At 55.4% G+C, this 19,002-nt stretch carries 16 protein-coding genes; 3 read left to right on the forward strand and 13 right to left on the reverse strand.

What is annotated here, in order from left to right:
- Positions 1–3: 3 nt before the first annotated feature.
- From PGR10_RS17310 to queA, 6 genes are all read right to left on the reverse strand, one after another.
- Positions 4–369: a VOC family protein gene (locus PGR10_RS17310; protein ID WP_015367998.1), complete on the reverse strand. Its 366-nt coding sequence runs from the start codon at positions 367–369 to the stop codon at positions 4–6.
- Between the two features lie 568 nt (positions 370–937).
- The gene (gene secF, locus PGR10_RS17315; protein ID WP_015367999.1) at positions 938–1,909 is read right to left on the reverse strand and encodes a protein translocase subunit SecF; all 972 of its coding nucleotides are present in this window, start codon (positions 1,907–1,909) and stop codon (positions 938–940) included.
- Positions 1,910–1,919: 10 nt separating this feature from the next.
- Entirely contained in the window at positions 1,920–3,767 is a 1,848-nt protein-coding gene (secD, locus tag PGR10_RS17320) for a protein translocase subunit SecD (protein WP_015704558.1), read from the reverse strand.
- Between the two features lie 26 nt (positions 3,768–3,793).
- Positions 3,794–4,126: a preprotein translocase subunit YajC gene (gene yajC, locus PGR10_RS17325; protein ID WP_003859109.1), complete on the reverse strand. Its 333-nt coding sequence runs from the start codon at positions 4,124–4,126 to the stop codon at positions 3,794–3,796.
- Positions 4,127–4,148: 22 nt separating this feature from the next.
- Positions 4,149–5,276, reverse strand: a complete 1,128-nt coding sequence (gene tgt / locus PGR10_RS17330; RefSeq protein ID WP_015368001.1) for a tRNA guanosine(34) transglycosylase Tgt — start codon at positions 5,274–5,276, stop codon at positions 4,149–4,151.
- A gap of 108 nt (positions 5,277–5,384) precedes the next feature.
- Positions 5,385–6,449, reverse strand: coding sequence for a tRNA preQ1(34) S-adenosylmethionine ribosyltransferase-isomerase QueA (gene queA, locus PGR10_RS17335; protein ID WP_015368002.1), 1,065 nt, complete (start codon positions 6,447–6,449; stop codon positions 5,385–5,387).
- Between the two features lie 150 nt (positions 6,450–6,599).
- Here queA and acpH point away from each other — a divergent pair, with 150 nt between their 5' ends.
- Together acpH and PGR10_RS17345 are read left to right on the forward strand one after the other, a co-directional pair.
- The gene (gene acpH, locus PGR10_RS17340; RefSeq protein ID WP_430923834.1) at positions 6,600–7,181 is read left to right on the forward strand and encodes an ACP phosphodiesterase; all 582 of its coding nucleotides are present in this window, start codon (positions 6,600–6,602) and stop codon (positions 7,179–7,181) included.
- Positions 7,182–7,350: 169 nt separating this feature from the next.
- Positions 7,351–7,953: a peroxiredoxin gene (locus tag PGR10_RS17345; RefSeq protein WP_015368004.1), complete on the forward strand. Its 603-nt coding sequence runs from the start codon at positions 7,351–7,353 to the stop codon at positions 7,951–7,953.
- Between the two features lie 102 nt (positions 7,954–8,055).
- On the opposite strand, the gene PGR10_RS17350 is transcribed toward PGR10_RS17345, so the two are convergent.
- The 3 genes from PGR10_RS17350 to PGR10_RS17360 form a co-directional block, all read right to left on the reverse strand.
- Positions 8,056–9,924 carry an amidohydrolase gene (locus PGR10_RS17350; RefSeq protein ID WP_430923835.1) on the reverse strand — a complete coding sequence of 623 codons (1,869 nt, stop codon included), beginning with the start codon at positions 9,922–9,924 and terminating at the stop codon, positions 8,056–8,058.
- Positions 9,925–9,949: 25 nt separating this feature from the next.
- Positions 9,950–10,495: an antibiotic biosynthesis monooxygenase gene (locus PGR10_RS17355; RefSeq protein ID WP_015368006.1), complete on the reverse strand. Its 546-nt coding sequence runs from the start codon at positions 10,493–10,495 to the stop codon at positions 9,950–9,952.
- A 184-nt stretch (positions 10,496–10,679) separates the two neighbouring features.
- Complete coding sequence (locus PGR10_RS17360) at positions 10,680–11,321, reverse strand: hydrolase (protein WP_020079504.1); 642 nt, start codon at positions 11,319–11,321, stop codon at positions 10,680–10,682.
- Positions 11,322–11,599: 278 nt separating this feature from the next.
- Between PGR10_RS17360 and PGR10_RS17365 the strand changes: the two genes are divergently transcribed.
- A complete protein-coding gene (locus PGR10_RS17365) occupies positions 11,600–12,502 on the forward strand; it encodes a LysR family transcriptional regulator (protein ID WP_087860411.1) in 903 nt (300 codons plus the stop codon).
- Here the strand turns inward: PGR10_RS17365 and malZ are convergent.
- The 4 genes from malZ to phoR form a co-directional block, all read right to left on the reverse strand.
- Positions 12,499–14,316: a maltodextrin glucosidase gene (malZ, locus tag PGR10_RS17370; RefSeq protein WP_430923867.1), complete on the reverse strand. Its 1,818-nt coding sequence runs from the start codon at positions 14,314–14,316 to the stop codon at positions 12,499–12,501. The genes PGR10_RS17365 and malZ overlap by 4 nt on opposite strands.
- 146 nt (positions 14,317–14,462) lie before the next feature.
- Complete coding sequence (gene proY / locus PGR10_RS17375; protein ID WP_430923836.1) at positions 14,463–15,836, reverse strand: proline-specific permease ProY; 1,374 nt, start codon at positions 15,834–15,836, stop codon at positions 14,463–14,465.
- A gap of 123 nt (positions 15,837–15,959) precedes the next feature.
- Positions 15,960–17,279: a branched-chain amino acid transporter carrier protein BrnQ gene (brnQ, locus tag PGR10_RS17380; protein WP_316425280.1), complete on the reverse strand. Its 1,320-nt coding sequence runs from the start codon at positions 17,277–17,279 to the stop codon at positions 15,960–15,962.
- A gap of 413 nt (positions 17,280–17,692) precedes the next feature.
- Positions 17,693–18,988, reverse strand: coding sequence for a phosphate regulon sensor histidine kinase PhoR (gene phoR / locus PGR10_RS17385; protein ID WP_015704551.1), 1,296 nt, complete (start codon positions 18,986–18,988; stop codon positions 17,693–17,695).
- Between the last annotated feature and the right edge of the window lie 14 nt (positions 18,989–19,002).

Raw genomic sequence — 19,002 nt, forward strand, 5'->3', positions numbered from 1 at the left:
AGGTTAAGCTGGTTGATGCAAACCGACACGGTTGCCTTCGCTGTCGGTAAACAGGGCGATGGTACCAATATCATTCGGCAGCGCCAGCGGGCCAAATACGCACGCTCCTCCCGCCGAGGCGATACGATCCAGCGTCGCGGCAAGGTTGTCGGTATGCAGATAAATAATAGCGCCCTGCGGCGATGGCGCGATACCGTCAAATTTAGCCAACGCGCCGCCGGGGGCCGGGTCCTGATGTGGGAAGACGGCCAGGTCCGCGCAATCCATGGTTTCACGACGTAACGTCACCTGCATTACCGGCTCATAAAACGCGACGGCGCGATCCATATCTGCGACCGGAATTTCAAACCAGTTAATCACGTTGTTCATACTTCCTCCTGCTCGTTAGTGAGTTCACAAGCAGTGTACGAGAGGGCTCCTGACAGCATACTGTCAGCAGTGTGCTAAACGGTTTTCAGAATTTGGCATATCAGGTTGTGGGTATACTCAACCTGCGCAGATATCCCTTTTTGAAGGGTTATTGCAAGCGCAGCGCCGCCGGGCAATATCCGCAAGGAGCCGCTTTTGCGCCGGATGGCGGCTGCGCCTTATCCGGCCTACGGTCCGTGCGGCCTGCCGTTAATTTATTCACCATGCTGGCTGAAACTGCCGGTGTTGGTGGCCTCAAAATCGCAGAGACGTTCCCGGAAGGTCGGAGCAGCCCGCATAGATGCGGGCTGAGGGCCGTGATTTGCAGGGAGAAATGTTGCAGGTAGCGAGCTGCCTGGCGAAGGTTTACTAAGTTTGTTTTATGCTGAAGATGAAGGTTGAAGCGAGGTTTTCTGGAGAAATGAGGGCTAAAGAGGCGATTTTTCCGCACTTGTAGCCGAGGCCGGATAATTTTGGCAAAAAAAATCCCGGCCACAAAGCCGGGATTGCTTTATCTCAACTGAACCGATTACGGCAGAATAGACGGCTGATCCGCCCCTTCTTTTTCGACCTTCTGCTGGATCAGATGCTCGCGCTTCATGCCCAGTTTCAACGCCAGCGCGGACGCGACGTAGATAGAAGAAGCCGTACCGATGGATACACCGATCAGCATGGTCAGCGAGAAGCCTTCCAGAATCGGGCCGCCGAAGAGGAACAGCATCAGGATCACCATCAGGGTGGTACCAGAGGTGATCAAGGTACGGTGCAGCGTCTGGGTCAACGACACGTTAAAGATTTCGTACGGCGTACCGCGACGGATCTTACGGAAGTTTTCACGGATACGGTCCGATACCACGATACTATCGTTCAACGAGTAACCGATGACCGACATCAATGATGCGACGATGGTCAGGTCAATCTCGATATGGAACAACGACAGCACGCCCATGGTAATCACCACGTCGTGCGCCAGTGCGATAACGACCCCAGCCGCCAGTCGCCATTCAAAGCGGAAGCCGACATAGATAAGGATACACACCAGCGCCGCAATCAGCGCCAGAGCGCCAGTTTGCGCAAGGTCCGCGCCCACGCTCGGGCCAACGAACTCAATACGTTTCACCGTCGCGCTTTGGCTGGTCGATTCGTTAATTACGTTAACGACTTTGCTGCCCAGCTCCTGGCTGCCGTTGGCATCGTGTACCGGCGGCATACGCACCATGATGTCGCGGCTGCTGCCGAAGTTCTGCAGCTGCGGCTCCTCAAAGCCCGCTTTCTGCAGCGAATCGCGCAGCTGGTCCATATCAACCGGTTTTTCGAGGGTAATTTCAATCACCGTACCGCCGGTGAAATCGAGACCCCAGTTAAACCCGCGGACGCCGATGATGGCGATCGACACAATCAGCAGAAAACCTGAAATGCCGAAGGCCCAGTAGTCCCAGCGCATAAAGTCCCAGACTTTACGGCCGTGGTTCAATTGTTCAACAGTATATTCCTGTGCCACAACGCACTCCTCAGATAGACAGCTTTTTCACGCGCTTGCCGCCGTACAGCAGGTTCACGATGGCACGGGTGCCGACGATAGCGGTAAACATTGAGGTCGCGATACCGATACCGGTAGTAATCGCAAACCCTTTAATGGCACCGGTACCGACCGCGTACAGGATGATAACCTTAATTAGCGTCGTCACGTTGGCGTCGAAGATAGAGCTAAATGCGCCCTTATAACCTTCGTCAATCGCCTGCTGAACGGTACGTCCGTTGCTCAGCTCTTCTTTGATACGCTCGTTAATCAGTACGTTAGCATCGACCGCCACCGCAAGGGTTAAGACGATACCCGCGATCCCCGGCATGGTCAGCGTCGCCCCAGGAATCAGGGACATAATGCCGACAATCAGCACCAGGTTTGCAATCAGCGCGGAGGTCGCAATCAGGCCGAACTTCTTATAGAAGAAGATCATAAACAGGATGGAGACCACCAGACCGGCCAGACACGCTTCCAGGCCCTGCTTGATGTTCTGCATACCCAGAGTCGGGCCGATAGTACGCTCTTCAACAATCTGAATCGGCGCAATCAGGGCGCCCGCACGCAGCAGCAGAGAAAGCTGACGCGCTTCGGTCGGGTTGCTGATACCGGTGATACGGAAGCTATTGCCAAGGCGAGACTGGATATTGGCGATGTTAATCACCTCTTCCTCTTTCGCAAGGATAGCGCGACCGTTGGCATCTTTCTTACCGCTGTCTTTGTACTCCACGAACAGGGTCGCCATCGGTTTACCGATATTGTCCTTGGTGAAGTTAGACATGATGTTACCACCTGCGCTATCGAGCGAGATGTTAACCTGCGGCTGGTTGTACTCGTCCATGCTGGAAGTGGAGTCGGTGATATGGTCGCCGGTCAGGATCACGCGCTTATACAGCACCACCGGACGGCCTTCACGGGTGTCTTTCACTTCCGAATCGCCCGGTACGCGGCCAGAAGCGGCTGCGGACTGATCGACGTTGGTGTTCACCAGACGGAATTCCAGCGTCGCGGTCGCGCCAAGGATTTCCTTCGCACGCGCGGTATCCTGGATACCCGGCAGTTCAACCACGATACGGTCGGAACCCTGACGCTGAACCAGCGGTTCGGCCACGCCGAGCTGGTTTACACGGTTACGCAGAATGTTGATGTTCTGCTGAACGGCGTATTCACGGGCTTCTTTCAGACGTTCGTCGGTCATCACCGCTTTCAGCGCATTGTTACCCTGGCTTGAAATAACCAGATCGCGATGGCGCGGGCTGAGATAAGAGATAGCCTGGTCGCGCGCCGCGCTGTCGCGGAAGACGATGCTCAGACCGTAGTTGTCTTCCTTACGCACGGTGGAGTAAGGAATGCCTTTGTCACGCAGCTCGCTGCGCAGGCTATCGATGTTTTGTTCCTGCAGTTTGCCTAATGCGGTGTCCATGTCCACTTCCATCAGGAAGTGCACGCCGCCGCGCAGGTCAAGACCCAGCTTCATCGGCTCGGCATACATCGCCGCCAGCCAGCGCGGGGTAGCAGGAGCAAGGTTTAGCGCCACGACGTATTTGTCACCCAGCAGATTAACCAGCGCTTCGCGCGCTCGCAGCTGAGTGTCGGTGGTGTCGAAGCGCGCAAGAATTGCGCCCTCTTCCAGTGCCACAGACTTCGCGGTGATTTTTTCTTCTTGTAAAGTTTTCTGGACCTGGATCAGCGTTTGCTCACTGGCGGCGACGCCGCGCGCGCCAGTGATTTGAACAGCCGGATCCTCACCATACAGGTTGGGAAGCGCGTAAATCAGGCCGACGATAATCACGACGACCAGCATAACGTACTTCCACAAAGGATAACGGTTTAACACGGCAGTTCCCTTAGGGAAAATGGTAATTACAGCGCCTTCATGGTGCCTTTCGGCAGAACGGCAGCTACGAAGTCACGTTTGATAACCACTTCGGTGGTATCGTTCAGCGCGATAGCGATGTAGCCGTTTTCCGCGACTTTAGTCACGCGACCAACCAGACCGCCGTTAGTCAGGACTTCATCACCTTTGGCGATGGAGTTCATCAGATTCTTGTGCTCTTTAGTACGTTTCTGCTGTGGGCGCAGGATCATGAAGTAAAAAATCAGACCGAACACCACCAGCATCAGAATCAGAGACATTGGGCTGCCCTGCGCCGGCGCGCCGGTTGCTGCTACCGCATCAGAAATAAAAAAGCTCATTGAAATTCCCTCATTATTAAAATTAATCAACGTTCAAAGGAGGAACGGAACGCCCCTGACGTTGGTAAAAATCGGTCACGAAGCTCTCTAATTTACCCTCTTCGATAGCCTTGCGTAAACCAGCCATTAAACGCTGATAGTAGCGCAGGTTATGAATGGTATTGAGGCGCGCGCCCAATATTTCGTTGCAACGATCAAGATGATGCAAGTAAGCACGTGAATAATTGCGACACGTATAGCAATCGCACTCGGCATCCAGCGGCGATGTATCGCTTTTATGCTTCGCGTTGCGGATTTTCACTACGCCATCGGTCACGAACAGATGGCCGTTACGCGCGTTGCGCGTCGGCATAACGCAGTCAAACATATCGATGCCGCGACGTACCCCTTCCACCAGGTCTTCCGGTTTCCCGACGCCCATCAGGTATCGCGGTTTATCTGCCGGGATCTGCGGGCAAACGTGCTCCAGGATACGGTGCATGTCTTCCTTCGGCTCGCCGACAGCCAAACCGCCGACAGCGTAGCCATCAAAGCCAATCTCTACCAGACCTTTAACCGAGATATCTCGTAAATCTTCGTAAACGCTGCCCTGAATGATGCCAAAGAGCGCGTTTTTGTTGCCGAGGCCATCGAAACGGTCGCGGCTGCGCTTGGCCCAGCGCAGAGACATTTCCATCGAACGCTTAGCGTAATCCCAGTCCGCCGGGTACGGCGTACATTCGTCGAAGATCATCACGATATCGGAACCGAGATCGTACTGAATCTCCATCGATTTTTCCGGATCGAGGAAAATCGGATCGCCGTTGATCGGATTGCGGAAGTGCACGCCCTGTTCGGTGATCTTACGGATATCGCCAAGGCTGAAGACCTGGAAGCCGCCGGAATCGGTGAGGATCGGCCCTTTCCACTGCATGAAATCATGCAGGTCGCCGTGCAGCTTCATGATTTCCTGGCCCGGGCGCAGCCACAGGTGGAAGGTGTTGCCGAGGATGATTTGCGCGCCGGTGGCTTCAACTTCTTCCGGCGTCATCCCTTTGACGGTGCCGTAGGTGCCAACGGGCATGAAGGCTGGCGTTTCAACCACGCCGCGATCAAACACCAAACGGCCGCGACGCGCGCGGCCATCGGTGGTATCAAGTTCAAATTTCATCATTGCTCCTGCGTCAGAAAAACAGTCCGACGTTTAAATACTCGCCACGGAATGATTCCGTGGCTAAAAAATGCGTCAAGGCGTCAGAAAGCCGGCGTGCCGGCCTTTTTAGGGACGCTCAGAAATAGCCTGCGGATTGTACGTGATAAACATCGCGTCCCCGTAGCTAAAAAAGCGATATTTTTGTTCTACCGCAGCCTTATAGGCGTTCATGGTGTGCTGATAGCCAGCGAAAGCGGAGACCAGCATAATCAGTGTGGATTCAGGGAGATGGAAGTTAGTCACCAGCGCATCGATGACTTTGTACTGATATCCCGGATAGATAAAGATCTGCGTATCGGCAAAGAACGGCTCAATCAGGCCATTTTTAGCCGCCTGCGCCGCGCTTTCCAGCGAACGCACGGAAGTGGTGCCGACGGCGATGACGCGGTTACCGCGCGCTTTCGCCGCCAGAACCGCATCGACCACATCCTGCGGCACTTCCGCATATTCAGAGTGCATGATGTGCTCTTCGATGCTGTCAACGCGCACCGGCTGGAAGGTTCCTGCGCCAACATGCAGCGTCACAAACGCCATCTCAATGCCTTTCGCGCGCAGCTTTTCCAGCAGCGGATCGTCAAAATGCAGGCCGGCGGTCGGCGCGGCGACCGCGCCCGGCTTGGTGCCGTAAACCGTCTGGTACAGCTCGCGATCCGCGTCTTCGTCCGGGCGGTCGATATACGGCGGCAGCGGCATATGACCGATGCTGTTCAGGATATCGAGCACCGGGCGCTCATCGTTGAATTCAACTTCAAACAGCGCGCCGTGGCGCGCCAGCATCGTGGCGTTAATGCTTTCGTCATCGCCTAACAGCAGCTCCGCCCCCGGCTTCGGCGCTTTAGAGGCGCGAATATGTGCCAGAATACGTTTATCATCCAGCATGCGCTCGACCAGCACTTCAATCTTGCCGCCGCTGGCTTTACGCCCAAACAGACGCGCCGGGATCACCCGGGTGTTGTTAAAGACCAGCAGATCGCCAGGGTTGAGCTTATCGAGCAGATCGGTGAAAGTACCGTGCGTCAGCGCGCCCGTCGGCCCGTCCAGCGACAGCAAGCGGCAGCTACTGCGCTCCGGCTGCGGATAGTGAGCAATCAGGGATTCAGGTAATTCAAAGGAAAAATCGGTAACGCGCATGACGATGACTCAGACTAAATAAAGAGGCGGGTAGTCTAGTGCCGGGCGGGTCTTCCTGCAACCGTTACCCTATTCAACGCTGGATATAATAGCGGAATACCATGATTAACCAGCAAGAACGGCATGGCCGTGTGAAGGATTGAAGTCGATATGAATTTTCTCGCGCATTTACATCTCGCCCACCTTGCAGATAGCTCGCTGCCGGGCAACCTGCTGGCCGATTTTGTCCGCGGTAACCCGCAGGGCGAGTATCCTGCGGATGTGGTTGACGGCATTTATATGCATCGGCGTATAGATGTAATGACCGACAATCTGGCGGAAGTCAAAACGGCGCGCGAATGGTTTCGCCCCGAGACCCGCCGCGTCGCACCAATTTCCCTCGACGTGATGTGGGACCATTTCCTGTCGCATCACTGGGCGCAGCTGTCGCCGGATCTGCCGCTAAACGAGTTCGTCCGCTACGCCCACGCGCAGGTGGCGCAAATTCTGCCGGATTCGCCGCCGCGCTTTGTTAATCTCAACGAATATATGTGGTCCGAACGCTGGCTGGAACGTTATCAGGATATGGAATTCATTCAGCGCGTCCTGAACGGTATGGCCAGCCGCCGCCCGCGCCTCGATGCGCTGCGTGATTCATGGTACGACCTTGATAACCACTATAGACAACTGGAACAGCAATTCTGGCGTTTTTATCCGCGAATGATGGACCAGGCGAAAAAGCGAACGCTGTAAAACCTTGCGCTTTCTCACAAAACGATTATTCTGAAAGCGCTATTGAATAATTATCAATAGGCAAAACCTATCTCATCGATTGTCAGCGCCGCATTGAGTTCCTGCCCGCCTCTGCCTATACTGGCCCGCGTTGCGTTCCAATTAACCTTAGTAATAACAGGAGAATCATATGGTTCTGGTTACTCGTCAGGCTCCGGACTTTACCGCTGCAGCAGTATTAGGTAACGGCGAAATCGTTGAAAAATTCAACTTCAAACAGCACACCAACGGTAAAGCTACCGTCCTGTTCTTCTGGCCAATGGACTTCACTTTCGTTTGCCCGTCTGAACTGATCGCTTTCGACAAGCGCTACGAAGAATTCCAGAAACGCGGCGTAGAAGTGGTTGGCGTTTCCTTCGACTCCGAGTTCGTTCACAACGCATGGCGTAACACCCCGGTAGACCAGGGCGGTATTGGCCCGGTTAAATACGCGATGGTTGCCGACATCAAACGTGAAATTCAGAAAGCTTACGGTATCGAGCATCCGGACGAAGGCGTTGCGCTGCGCGGTTCCTTCCTGATCGACGCTAACGGCATCGTTCGCCACCAGGTTGTTAACGACCTGCCGCTGGGCCGTAACATCGACGAAATGCTGCGTATGGTTGACGCGCTGCAGTTCCACGAAGAGCACGGTGAAGTTTGCCCGGCTCAGTGGGAAAAAGGAAAAGAAGGTATGGCCGCTTCTCCGGAAGGCGTAGCTAAATACCTGACTGAAAACGTATCCAGCCTGTAATCGGCTAGACGTTTCCATAAAAAGGCTCGCCAATGCGAGCCTTTTTTGTGCCTGTTATATTCGCTGTAGTCCCGGTAAGCGCGGCGCCACCGGGCAAAAGTATCAGAACGCGAAGCAAGAACAGCCTAATACGCCCCAGAAAGCCTGCTCATCCGCCACCGGAATCGACGACTTGCGCGCAATATCATGCTGATGTCCGTGCACGCCGCAGCTGCCGCAGCACTGGTGCATCTGCACTACCGCGCCAATCTTCGCGGCCGCAGGCGGCGCCGAGCGATAATGCCCTGGCACTTTTACCACCGGCGACCACTCCGGCAATACCGGAATTGGCGGCGGCGCCAGCGGCGAGAAATGACCGGCCGCGTACACTACCTTGCCATCCACTACCGTCAGCACTGACTCTATGCCCTTAATTTCTTCTTCGGCAACGCTGAAGTAGTCTTTTGACAGCACCACCAGGTCAGCCAGTTGCCCTTTCTCAATGCGTCCTTTTTTACCCTGCTCGCTGGAGAACCACGCGCTACCGGCGGTCCATAGCTCAAGGGCGACGTCGCGCGGCAGACGGTTGTTATCGTCGTACATCGCCATGCCGCCGACGGTACGCCCGGAAACCAGCCAGTACAGCGCGGTCCATGGGTTATAACTGGCGACGCGGGTCGCATCGGTCCCCAACCCTACCGGCACGTCCAGTTCCAGCATTTTCGCCACCGGCGGCGTATGTTTCACCGCCTCTTTGCCGTAACGATCGACGAAATATTCCCCCTGGAAGGCCATCCGGTGCTGTACCGCGATGCCGCCGCCTAACGCCTTCACGCGTTCAATATTACGTTCGGTGATGGTTTCGGCGTGGTCAAAGAACCAGTGCAGGCCGTTAAATGGAATATCGCGGTTCACCTTCTCGAACACATCCAGCATTCGGCTAATCGACTCATCGTAGGTGGCATGCAGACGGAACGGCCAGCGGTGTTCTACCAGATGACGAACCACCCGCTCCAGCTCATCCTCCATGCCTTGCGGCAGATCCGGCCGCGGCTGCAGGAAGTCTTCAAAATCCGCCGCCGAGAAGACCAGCATTTCACCAGCGCCGTTGGCACGGTAGAAATCGGTGCCCTGCCCCGGCTTCAGCATGTCGGTCCAGCGCTCGAAATCTTCCAGCTCCTGCTTCGGCCTCTGGGTAAAGAGGTTGTAGGCGATACGCACGGTCATCTGCTCTTTGGCGTGCAGTTGCTCGATAATTTCGTAATCTTCCGGGTAGTTCTGGAAACCACCGCCGGCATCGATAGCGCTGGTTAATCCTAAACGGTTCAGTTCGCGCATAAACTGGCGCGTGGAGTTAACCTGTAGATCGAGCGGCAGCTTCGGTCCTTTGGCCAGCGTGGCATACAGGATCATGGCATTCGGTTTGGCGATCAGCATCCCGGTCGGGTTGCCGTTGTTATCGCGAACGATCTCGCCGCCCGCAGGATCCGGCGTCTCTTTGGTATAGCCAACGGCTTTCAGCGCCGCGCGGTTAAGCAGCGCGCGATCGTACAGATGCAGCACGAATACCGGCGTGTCAGGCGCCGTTTCATTCAGCTCTTCCAGCGTCGGCATGCGGCGTTCGGCAAACTGGAATTCGCTCCAGCCGCCGACCACCCTCACCCACTGCGGCGACGGCGTACGATCGGCCTGATCTTTTAGCATACGCAGCGCATCCGCCAGCGAGGGCACGCCTTCCCAGCGCAGCTCGAGGTTATAGTTCAGGCCGCCACGAATCAGGTGCAGGTGGGAGTCGTTAAGACCCGGGATCACCGTATGGCCTTTAAGATCGACAATTTGCGTCCCCTCGGCGGCGAACGTCATGATTCGATCGTGGCTTCCGGTCGCGAGAATTTTTCCATCGGCGATGGCCACGGCTTCCGCCAGTGGGTTCGCGCGATCGAGCGTATGAATCTGACCGTGGGTCAGAATCAGTGTGGCAGTTTGCGACATAACGCACTCCTTTAAGCTGGTTGAGCTAGTTTTTTTTCAACCAGCCGGCAAACAGACGGGTCACGATAGGCATCCACAACCAGACCACCAACGCAACCACCAGGGCATCGTTTATCAGATGCAGTAACAAGCTTCCCCGTAACTCCGGCAGCGCCATGCCGGTCAGCCACGGCACCAGGTTGGTACTTGGGAAGATGACCAGCAGGGTTATCAGGAACTGTTTCCAGCGCAGCGGCTGGCGAATGTTGGCCGCAGGCGGGGTAAACCAGAACGCCGGTTCGGTGCGAATTTCGGTACGATCGCCATCATTGAGAAACGGCGCGATTTCCGCGACTAATTCACGACGGGTTTCCGACTGCGTCCAGGCGTAGAGATGTTCAATGGTGTCGAAGCGAATTATCACGCTCCAGAGATTTTGCCCGGCCGCCGGACGGATCACGTTGGCGCCAAGATGGCCGGGAAACTCCGCCGCAACCGGCATGATTTTGCCCAACCATGCTTCATACCGCTGGCCGTTTTGTGGATCGAGATGATGACTGATGACCAGCGTCACTGATTTCTGTTGCGCCATTAAGAGTTCCTTGCTTCAGGGGAATGACGGGATTTCTCCCGCCATCAGCCATAAATGACAATACACAAAATCATTCATGCCGCATTGAGGCGGCAAGATTGCCCGCCCTCGAGCACTGACATCAGCCAGTGACCGGGGCGGGCAAGCGAAGCCAACAAAGAGGCAGCTTGCAGGATGAAGTGTTTTAGGCTTTACGTTCCGGCGCGCCGTGCACCATGGTATAAGCATAATCCACGCCCATACCGTAAGCGCCGCTATGTTCGCGAACCAGATCCATCACCGCATCGTAAGTCTCTTTACGTGACCAGTCGCGCTGGTACTCCAACAGAACCTGCTGCCAGGTCACCGGTACCGCGCCGGCCTGCACCATACGGTCGATGGCGCGCTCGTGGGCGTCAACGGAGGTACCGCCGGAGGTATCGGTGACCACGTACACTTCATAACCTTCTTCCAGCGCCATCAGCGCCGGGAAGGTCAGGCACACTTCGGTCCACAGCGCGGAAATAATCAGTTTTTTACGTCCAGTGGCTTTCACCGCATTAACAAAACCGGCGTCTTCCCAGGAGTTCATAGAAGTACGTTCAATCGGTTTCACTTCAGGATGAACCGCCAGCAGTTCAGGCCAGATATAGCCGCTGAAGCTTTTGGTTTCGACAGAGGTATAAATAACAGGAACGTTAAAAATCTTGCCCGCTTTGGCCAACGCGACGGTGTTATTTTTCAGCGTCTGGCGATCGATATTGGCCACGCCAAAAGCCATTTGCGGCTGGTGGTCAATAAAAATAAGGGTGGAATTAGACGGATCAATCAGTTCACGAATAGACATAACACATCCTATTAATCAATTAGTTAGGAAGATAATACACTGCCGTTGTGCTGTGCTGATTGTGGCCAATAACGCATGATGAGTATAGTCAGTAATTTCTAACGAGTTATTAAAGAAATCTTTCCGTTTTAATTCACTTGAGTAAAAATAGTGACCGTTTGAATAATTAAAAAAAGACTAATCAAAAAATTACGGGGAACTGTTCTAATTTATTCACTGGAATTGAACATCGGCCTTCGGTAAAACAACATTATTATTAGACTGGCGGATCGAGACTAATGCGTTTAAACCTTGATGTACTTTTGATTCTTGATGCTCTGGATAGACATGGCTCGTTCGCGCTGGCGGCCGAGTCGCTATTTAAAACCCCCGCCGCGCTGAGCTATATGATCCAAAAACTGGAAAACGATCTGAACATCAGTCTGCTGGATCGTTCCGGGCACCGGGCGAAATTTACCGATACCGGTAAAATGATGCTGGAAAAGGGGCGCCTGCTGCTCAATGCCGCCAACGATCTGGAAAAACAGGCACAGCTACTGAGTTCCGGCTGGGAGCGGGATCTGGCGATTGCGCTAGACGACTCTTTTCCTTTCCAGGCCCTATTGCCGCTGATTGAAAAGTTTTACGCGCAATATCCGCAAACCCGGCTCAACTTTACCCACCATACTCTGGCGGGCTCGTGGGAAGAGCTGACTCACAACGGCGCGGATATTATTCTTGGGGCGATTAACGAACCGCCGACCTCCGCGGAATGGTCATGGAAAATGCTCGGCGCGATGGACAACGTGTTCGTTGTCGCACCCGGCCACCCGCTGGCGGAAACAACCCAGCCGCTGACCAACAAACAGCTCAGCCTGCATCGCGCGGTGGTTATTAGCGATAGCGCCCGCTACTGTCATCCACTGAACAGCAACCTGCTCGATGAGCAGGAGCAAATCCGGGTCGATGATTTCGCCACCAAAGTCGCGCTCCTGCGCGCCGGTTTGGGATGCGGGTTCCTGCCCCGCCACATCGCCCGCCCGTGGCTGGAGAGCGGTGAGTTGCTGGAGAAACCGGTGATTTCGAGCCGTGAGAAAGATATTACCTATATGGCCTGGCGTAGCGGCAATAACGGTCTGGCTCAGCGCTGGTGGCGAGAGGCTATTCTCGAAGACAGCTGTCTGAGCCAGCTCTACCGTTAACGGCTACACCAGACGCTTGCGGAAATCGCGGGCAGACTCAGCACATCATCGTGCATGTCGCCCGCGCCTTCTTTACGCTGCCACGTTTTCCCCTCCAGCAACGGCGATGCGTCGATTACCACCTCGCAGGCGTGACCGCGGTTTATCGCCACCAGCACCCGCTGCTGTTTATAAACGCGAACAAAGACCACCACGTTATCTTCCGCATAGATGATCTGGCAGCCGCCGTAGCGCAGCGCCTGATACCCCTTACGCAAGGTAGTCATACGCTTATATAACGCCAACAAGGTTTCATCCTGCAGTGCCGGATCCCATGGGAAGGATTTACGGCAGAAGGGATCGTTGTTGCCATCGACGCCGACTTCATCACCATAGTAAATACACGGAACGCCCGGCCAGCAGAACAGCCAGACCACCGCCAGCGGTAGTCGCGCCACATCTTTACCCAGCAAGGATTTGAAACGCGCGGTATCGTGGCTATCCAGTTGGTTAAACATCCGCAATTGCTGCTGATGCGACAGCCCGGCGCGATAGTTGTCCATCCACGCCATACAGGTTTGCGCATCGATGTGCTGCGGATCGTAGGAAATATCGGTATTAGCGAGGAACCCCCACAGCGGGAAGGTAAAACCGCGATAGTTCATCGCCGCATCTTCGGCATCAGCCTGCAGCCACTGACGCGCGTCGCCAAAATGCTCGCCGAATACAAAAGCCTCCGGCTGCTCCCGCTTCGCCGCCTGGGTGATACCGGCAATATGGCGCAGATTATTACGCGCGCCGCCATCTTCGCCCAGCATATGCACCACGTCCAGCCGCCAGCCATCCATACTCCACGGCGCTTTTAACCAGTGCCGCACCACGCTGTCTTCGCCCGCATAGATTTCGTTAACCAGGCTCGATGAACGGTAGTCAAGTTTTGGCAGACTGGCGTAACCCAGCCAGTTATGCGCCACCCCTTCCTGCGAAAAATTAAACCACTCACGCCAGGGTGAATCCGGCTGATGGCAGGCGCCGTTACTCGTCTGCTGGTGGCGATCGAACCACGGGTGCGAATCACCGGTATGGTTAAACACGCCGTCGAGGATTAGGCGCATCCCTTCACGCTGCGTATTGTGGCGCAGACGCAACAGCGCGGCATCGCCGCCGAACTGCGGATCGACACGGCGGTAATCAGCGGTATCGTATTTATGTACGCTGGGCGCGACGAATACCGGGTTAAGATACAGCGCGGTCACGCCAAGCTGCTTCAGATAGGGAAGTTTCTCGCTAATACCGTCGAGGTCGCCGCCATAAAAGGTCGAACCGCCCGCTTCGCCGGTTAACGGCTCATCCCACGCTTTTAGCACAATATCCTGGCCGGCCGCATGGTGGTAATAAACCTCGTCCTGCCCGGCTTCTCGCGCCTCGCTACGGGCGAAACGATCGGGGAAAATTTGATAAAAGACCTGATCGGCGACCCACTGCGGGCCGCTATCCGGCACATCAACCGCAAACTGCTCCAGCCTCGCGGGCGGGAAACGCTGGAATCCCTGCGGCGTAAACCACAACTGACGGTCCGCCCACAGCAGCTTAAAGCTATAGCGGCGGCGCGGCTGGCCGTTCATCAGGTTTATCTCTCCACGCCAGGCGACGACATCGGCGTGTGGGGATTGGCGCAGGCGCTGCATGGGCAACGACAGCTCTTCATTGTCTTCTTCCGCGCGCAGCGTAATTCGCTGCGGCATTGTTTCGCCGCTTAGCCACAATGTGATAACGAGTCGTTCCTGCTGCTCTTTAATAAAAGGAGCAACCGGCAGGTGCCAGGCCTTCAACATCATCATTCCTCTTTTTGCGTAATGGCCACACCTTGCCACAGTGAACAGGCGTATAACTCATCATCAATAGAATAATTGGGGGAGGAGAACGGAGGAGGATGTGATTTTCCGGGCCGCGGCTAAGCCGGACCCGGAAGAGCGGAGAATTACTGCGCCTGGGCTAACTGGCGATCGCGGCGGGTCTTAATTTTCCAGCCAACCAGCAGCAGCACGATCCACGCAAAGCCGACGTACAGCGAAATGCGGGTATCCGGATGGTAGCCGATAAGCGCGATGATAAAGACCAGGAACAGCAGGCCGACCACGGTAGTAGCTACGCCGCCCGGCACCTTAAACTTCAGCGCTTTCACCTCTTCCGGCGACAGGCGACGACGGAAAGCGATTTGCGACAACAGGATCATAATCCACACCCACACGGTGGCGAAGGTCGCCAACGACGCAATCACCAGGAAGACGTTTTCCGGCATGATGTAGTTGAGATAGACCGCAAACAGCAGCGCCACGGTCATCACCAGCACCGTCACCCACGGCGTACCGCGACGCGACGTTTTGGCGAACACCTTCGGCGCGCTCCCCTGTTCGGCCATTCCGTGCAGCATACGGCCAACGCCAAATACGTCGCTGTTAATCGCCGATAGCGACGCGGTTAACACCACGAAGTTCAGGATGCCGGCGGCAAAGGTAATTCCCATATGCTGGAAGGTCAACACGAACGGGCTGCCGTTAGTACCCACCAGGTTCCAGGGATAGATAGACATAATGACGAACAGCGTCCCCACGTAGAACACCAGGATACGCATCGGCACCGAATTAATCGCCCGCGGAATGGATTTTTCCGGATCCTTCGCTTCACCGGCGGTGATACCGATAATCTCAATCCCGCCGTAAGCGAACATCACCATCTGCAGCGACATCACCATTCCCAGCCAGCCGTTACTGAAGAAGCCACCGTTACTCCATAAGTTATGAATCCCGGTTGGCTGACCGCCGTTGCCGATACCCCAGATGATGATGCCGAAACCGGCAAGGATCATGATGATAATCGTGGCGACTTTAAAGAATGAGAACCAGAACTCCAGTTCGCCGAACACCTTCACGCTCATCAGATTGACGGCGCAGATAATCATCACCACGCTCAGTACCCATATCCAGTGCGGCACCGCCGGGAACCAGACGCCCATATAGATACCGAAGGCGGTCACGTCGGCAATCGCGACGATCAGGATTTCAAAACAATAGGTCCAGCCGGTGATATAGCCGGCCAGCCCGCCGAGGTTTTCCTGCGCATAACGCGAGAAAGAGCTGGCGGAAGGGTTATGCACCGACATTTCGCCCAGCGCGCGCATGATGATATACGCCGCCACGCCGCCGATAATGTATGCCAACAATACGCTCGGACCCGCCATTTTAATGGCGTCTGCCGAACCATAGAACAGGCCGGTACCAATAGCGGAACCAAGGGCCATAAAGCGAATGTGCCGGGTACTTAGCCCGCGCTTAAGCTTGTTACTACTTTCCATCGTGTTCCATGCCGTTTTTCTCGTTTGTGCTTTGCGGGGGCAAAACGCAAAAGGGAATGACCAAAAAAACAAAAAACCACGGGACCTTAAGTCCCGTGGTTAAACACCTGCGTAAAGCGTCGGTTAGTGGGCTTTTGAGACCACCGGGCTACCCGCTGCGCGATCGATGATCGCGGCCAGCACAGCCATCACCGCGGTTGGCAGCAACCATGCCAGACCTTGCGCTGCCAGCGGCAGGCTCGCGGTCCATTGCGGCAGGATATCTGCGAACGCCGATGCTTTAACACCGTCAATGATACCAAACATCAGGCTGATAAACATTGCCGGCGCGATAACGCGGGAGGAATTATGCCACCAACCGCGGGTAAAGCTTAATACCACCAGTGCGATACACGGCGGATAAATAGCGGTTAACACCGGAATCGAGATCTGAATCAGATGGCTGAGCCCCAGGTTAGAAACTGCCATGGAGAACAGGCCGAGAATAAACACCAGCGAACGATACGACAGCGGCAGATACTGCGCGAAGAACTCAGCGCAGGCGCAGGTCAGGCCAACCGCGGTGACCAGACAGGCGATAAATATCAATGCCGCCAGCAGGAAGCTGCCCGCGCCGCCGAAGGTATGCTGCACGTAGGAGTGCAAAATAGCCGCGCCGTTTGCCGACTGATCGACCAGCGTCGCGCTATCGGAACCCAGGCGGAACAGCGCCAGGTACAGCAGCGTCAGGCCCACGCCGGCCATCAGACCAGCCCAGACGGTGTATCGGGTCAGCAATCGGGCTTCGCTAACGCCGCGGGAACGCGCGGCATTAACGATAACGATACCGAAGACCATCGCTCCCAGCGTGTCCATGGTCAGATAGCCATTAACGAAACCATTAGAGAACGGCGCGGTACGATAGGCTTCCATCGCGTCGCTAATCGGGCCAGCCGGCCAGATTACCGCGGCCACCGCGAGCACGACCAGGGCGATAATTTTCAGCGGCGCCAGGAAGTTGCCGACGGTATCCAGCAGTTTGCCCGGATAGAGGGAAACCAGAATCACCAGCGCGAAATAGATAACGCTATAGATAAGCAGCGGCAGCCTGCCGTCGCCGGTCAGCGGGGCAATCCCTACTTCAAATGAAACGGTGGCGGTACGCGGGGTCGCGAACAGCGGCCCAACCGCCAGATAGCACACCACGGCCAGCAGAATGCCCGCAACTTTGCCGATTGGCGAGCTCAGACGCTCAACGCCGCCGCCGACTTTCGCCAGCGCGACTACCGTTAGCACCGGCAAACCCACGGCGGTAATCAGGAAGCCAATGGCTGCGGTCCAGACGTGTTCGCCGGCCTGTAAGCCAACCATCGGAGGGAAGATAATGTTGCCTGCGCCAACGAACAGCGCGAAGGTCATAAAGCCCAGCGCGATGATGTCGCGAGATTTTAACTGATGGGTCATAAATTCATTACTGCCTGTGGATGTGGTGTTGTAAAAAACGGAAAAATACCGTGCCTTCCTTTCGGGATGATACAGCGGCCATTGCCTGTAAACTCAGCGAGATATGCTCTCGAAGCGGCGTGGAAAAGAATTGTTTTTTGAATTACCACGCAAAAGCAGTCTTACCGGGACTGCATAGGGGGCAATTTAAACGCTTATAACGTTTTAAAGCAAGGTGGGATCGTAAAACCAGATGATTATGCTAACTATGATTTTTAACCTGGATTAATTGACCATAACGACGCAAAACGCGTGGCTAATCATGCGAACAATAAATAACCAGGCGTTCGTTTAATACGCAACGAAAAGTTGACTGCAAATGAAAATGACCAGCCGAAGCTGGTCATTGGCAAGGAAAGCTGACAGACGCCGCGTCAGGCGACATTTTTGGCAATTAAACGTTCCGGCAGCAGGAAGCTAAAGCGCGTTCCCTTCCCGACCGTACTTTCGATTTCCAGCCGGCTTTCGTGATGGCTAACCGCATGTTTCACAATAGCCAGCCCTAAACCGCTGCCGCCGGTTTGCCGGGAGCGCGCCTTGTCGACGCGGTAGAACCGCTCGGTCAACCGGGGGAGATGTTCAGGCGCGATGCCAGGGCCGTTGTCCTCAACGCTAAACAGCGCGCCGTGTGGCGCCCGCTGCCAACTGACGTGAATCTCAGTTCCCGCTGGCGTATGGTTAACGGCGTTGTACACCAGATTAGAAATCGCGCTGCGCAACTGCTCTTCGTTGCCCATCACCTGGAGCGTTTCGTCGACGCTAAAGTGCAGCTGATGCTTACCCTGGCTAAGGGTTTGCGCCTCGCGCTCAACCACCCGCAGCATCATCGGGACGTCGATTTTATCATTCATCGCCAGCACCGGCGCGGCTTCAATACGCGAGAGCGTCAGCAACTGCTTCACTAACCCTTCCATCCGCTGCGTTTGCTCACGCATGGTATGCAGCGCTTTTTCTCGCGTCGGCCCTTCCAGCACCTGCTCCTGCATCATCTCGAGATAACCCTGCAGTACGGTGAGCGGCGTGCGCAGCTCGTGGCTGACGTTGGCGAAAAAGTTGCGCCGCGCGCCTTCCAGCTGGTGCATTTGCGTGACATCGCGCGCCACCATCAACCACTGTTTATCGCTATAAGGCATCACGCGAATTTCCAGATGGCGGGCGTTATTGAGCACCAGATTAAGGGGCTTAGTGAAATCACGGTTTTTCAGATAGTTAGCAAACTCAGGGTAGCGCAGCAGGTTGAGGATATTCTGCCCGCTATCGTCCGGCCAGCGTAGATTAAGGATTTGTTGCGCCAGGCCATTACACCAAAAGATGGCGCCCTCTTCGGTGGTGAGCACCACCGCATCGGGTAAGGATTCCGCCCCGCTGCGAAAGCGCTTGATAAGGCTTCCCAGCTCGCGGCGACGTTTTTTATTACGCATCTGCATTTGATGCAGACCATACAGCAGCGGTTCCCAACTGCCGCTTCCCGGCGGCGGCGTCATACTGCGGTCGACCCACAGCCACCATGACAGACGTAACAAATTCCAGAAATGCCAAATAAGCAACCCGGTCACCGCCGCCAGTAAAAACCACGGCAGATGACCGAAAAATGCCCCGAGGATCAGGGCCGGGATACAACATAAGAAAAGCTCAAGCGCCAGCCTTTTCCATGACAGCCGTTCCAGCACGGGTCACACTCCTG

The sequence above is a fragment of the Klebsiella sp. 141198 genome, assembly GCF_050600785.1.
In the GTDB taxonomy this organism is placed as follows: Bacteria; Pseudomonadota; Gammaproteobacteria; order Enterobacterales; family Enterobacteriaceae; genus Klebsiella; species Klebsiella aerogenes.

Excerpts from the sequence above, each read along its gene's own strand:
- PGR10_RS17310 (WP_015367998.1), bottom strand. The coding sequence starts at position 369 with ATGAACAACGTGATTAACTGGTTTGAAATTCCGGTCGCAGATATGGAT.
- yajC (WP_003859109.1), bottom strand. The coding sequence starts at position 4,126 with ATGAGCTTTTTTATTTCTGATGCGGTAGCAGCAACCGGCGCGCCGGCG.
- tgt (WP_015368001.1), bottom strand. The coding sequence starts at position 5,276 with ATGAAATTTGAACTTGATACCACCGATGGCCGCGCGCGTCGCGGCCGT.
- queA (WP_015368002.1), bottom strand. The coding sequence starts at position 6,449 with ATGCGCGTTACCGATTTTTCCTTTGAATTACCTGAATCCCTGATTGCT.
- acpH (WP_430923834.1), top strand. The coding sequence starts at position 6,600 with ATGAATTTTCTCGCGCATTTACATCTCGCCCACCTTGCAGATAGCTCG.
- PGR10_RS17345 (WP_015368004.1), top strand. The coding sequence starts at position 7,351 with ATGGTTCTGGTTACTCGTCAGGCTCCGGACTTTACCGCTGCAGCAGTA.
- PGR10_RS17350 (WP_430923835.1), bottom strand. The coding sequence starts at position 9,924 with ATGTCGCAAACTGCCACACTGATTCTGACCCACGGTCAGATTCATACG.
- PGR10_RS17355 (WP_015368006.1), bottom strand. The coding sequence starts at position 10,495 with ATGGCGCAACAGAAATCAGTGACGCTGGTCATCAGTCATCATCTCGAT.
- PGR10_RS17360 (WP_020079504.1), bottom strand. The coding sequence starts at position 11,321 with ATGTCTATTCGTGAACTGATTGATCCGTCTAATTCCACCCTTATTTTT.
- PGR10_RS17365 (WP_087860411.1), top strand. The coding sequence starts at position 11,600 with ATGCGTTTAAACCTTGATGTACTTTTGATTCTTGATGCTCTGGATAGA.
- malZ (WP_430923867.1), bottom strand. The coding sequence starts at position 14,316 with ATGTTGAAGGCCTGGCACCTGCCGGTTGCTCCTTTTATTAAAGAGCAG.
- proY (WP_430923836.1), bottom strand. The coding sequence starts at position 15,836 with ATGGAAAGTAGTAACAAGCTTAAGCGCGGGCTAAGTACCCGGCACATT.
- brnQ (WP_316425280.1), bottom strand. The coding sequence starts at position 17,279 with ATGACCCATCAGTTAAAATCTCGCGACATCATCGCGCTGGGCTTTATG.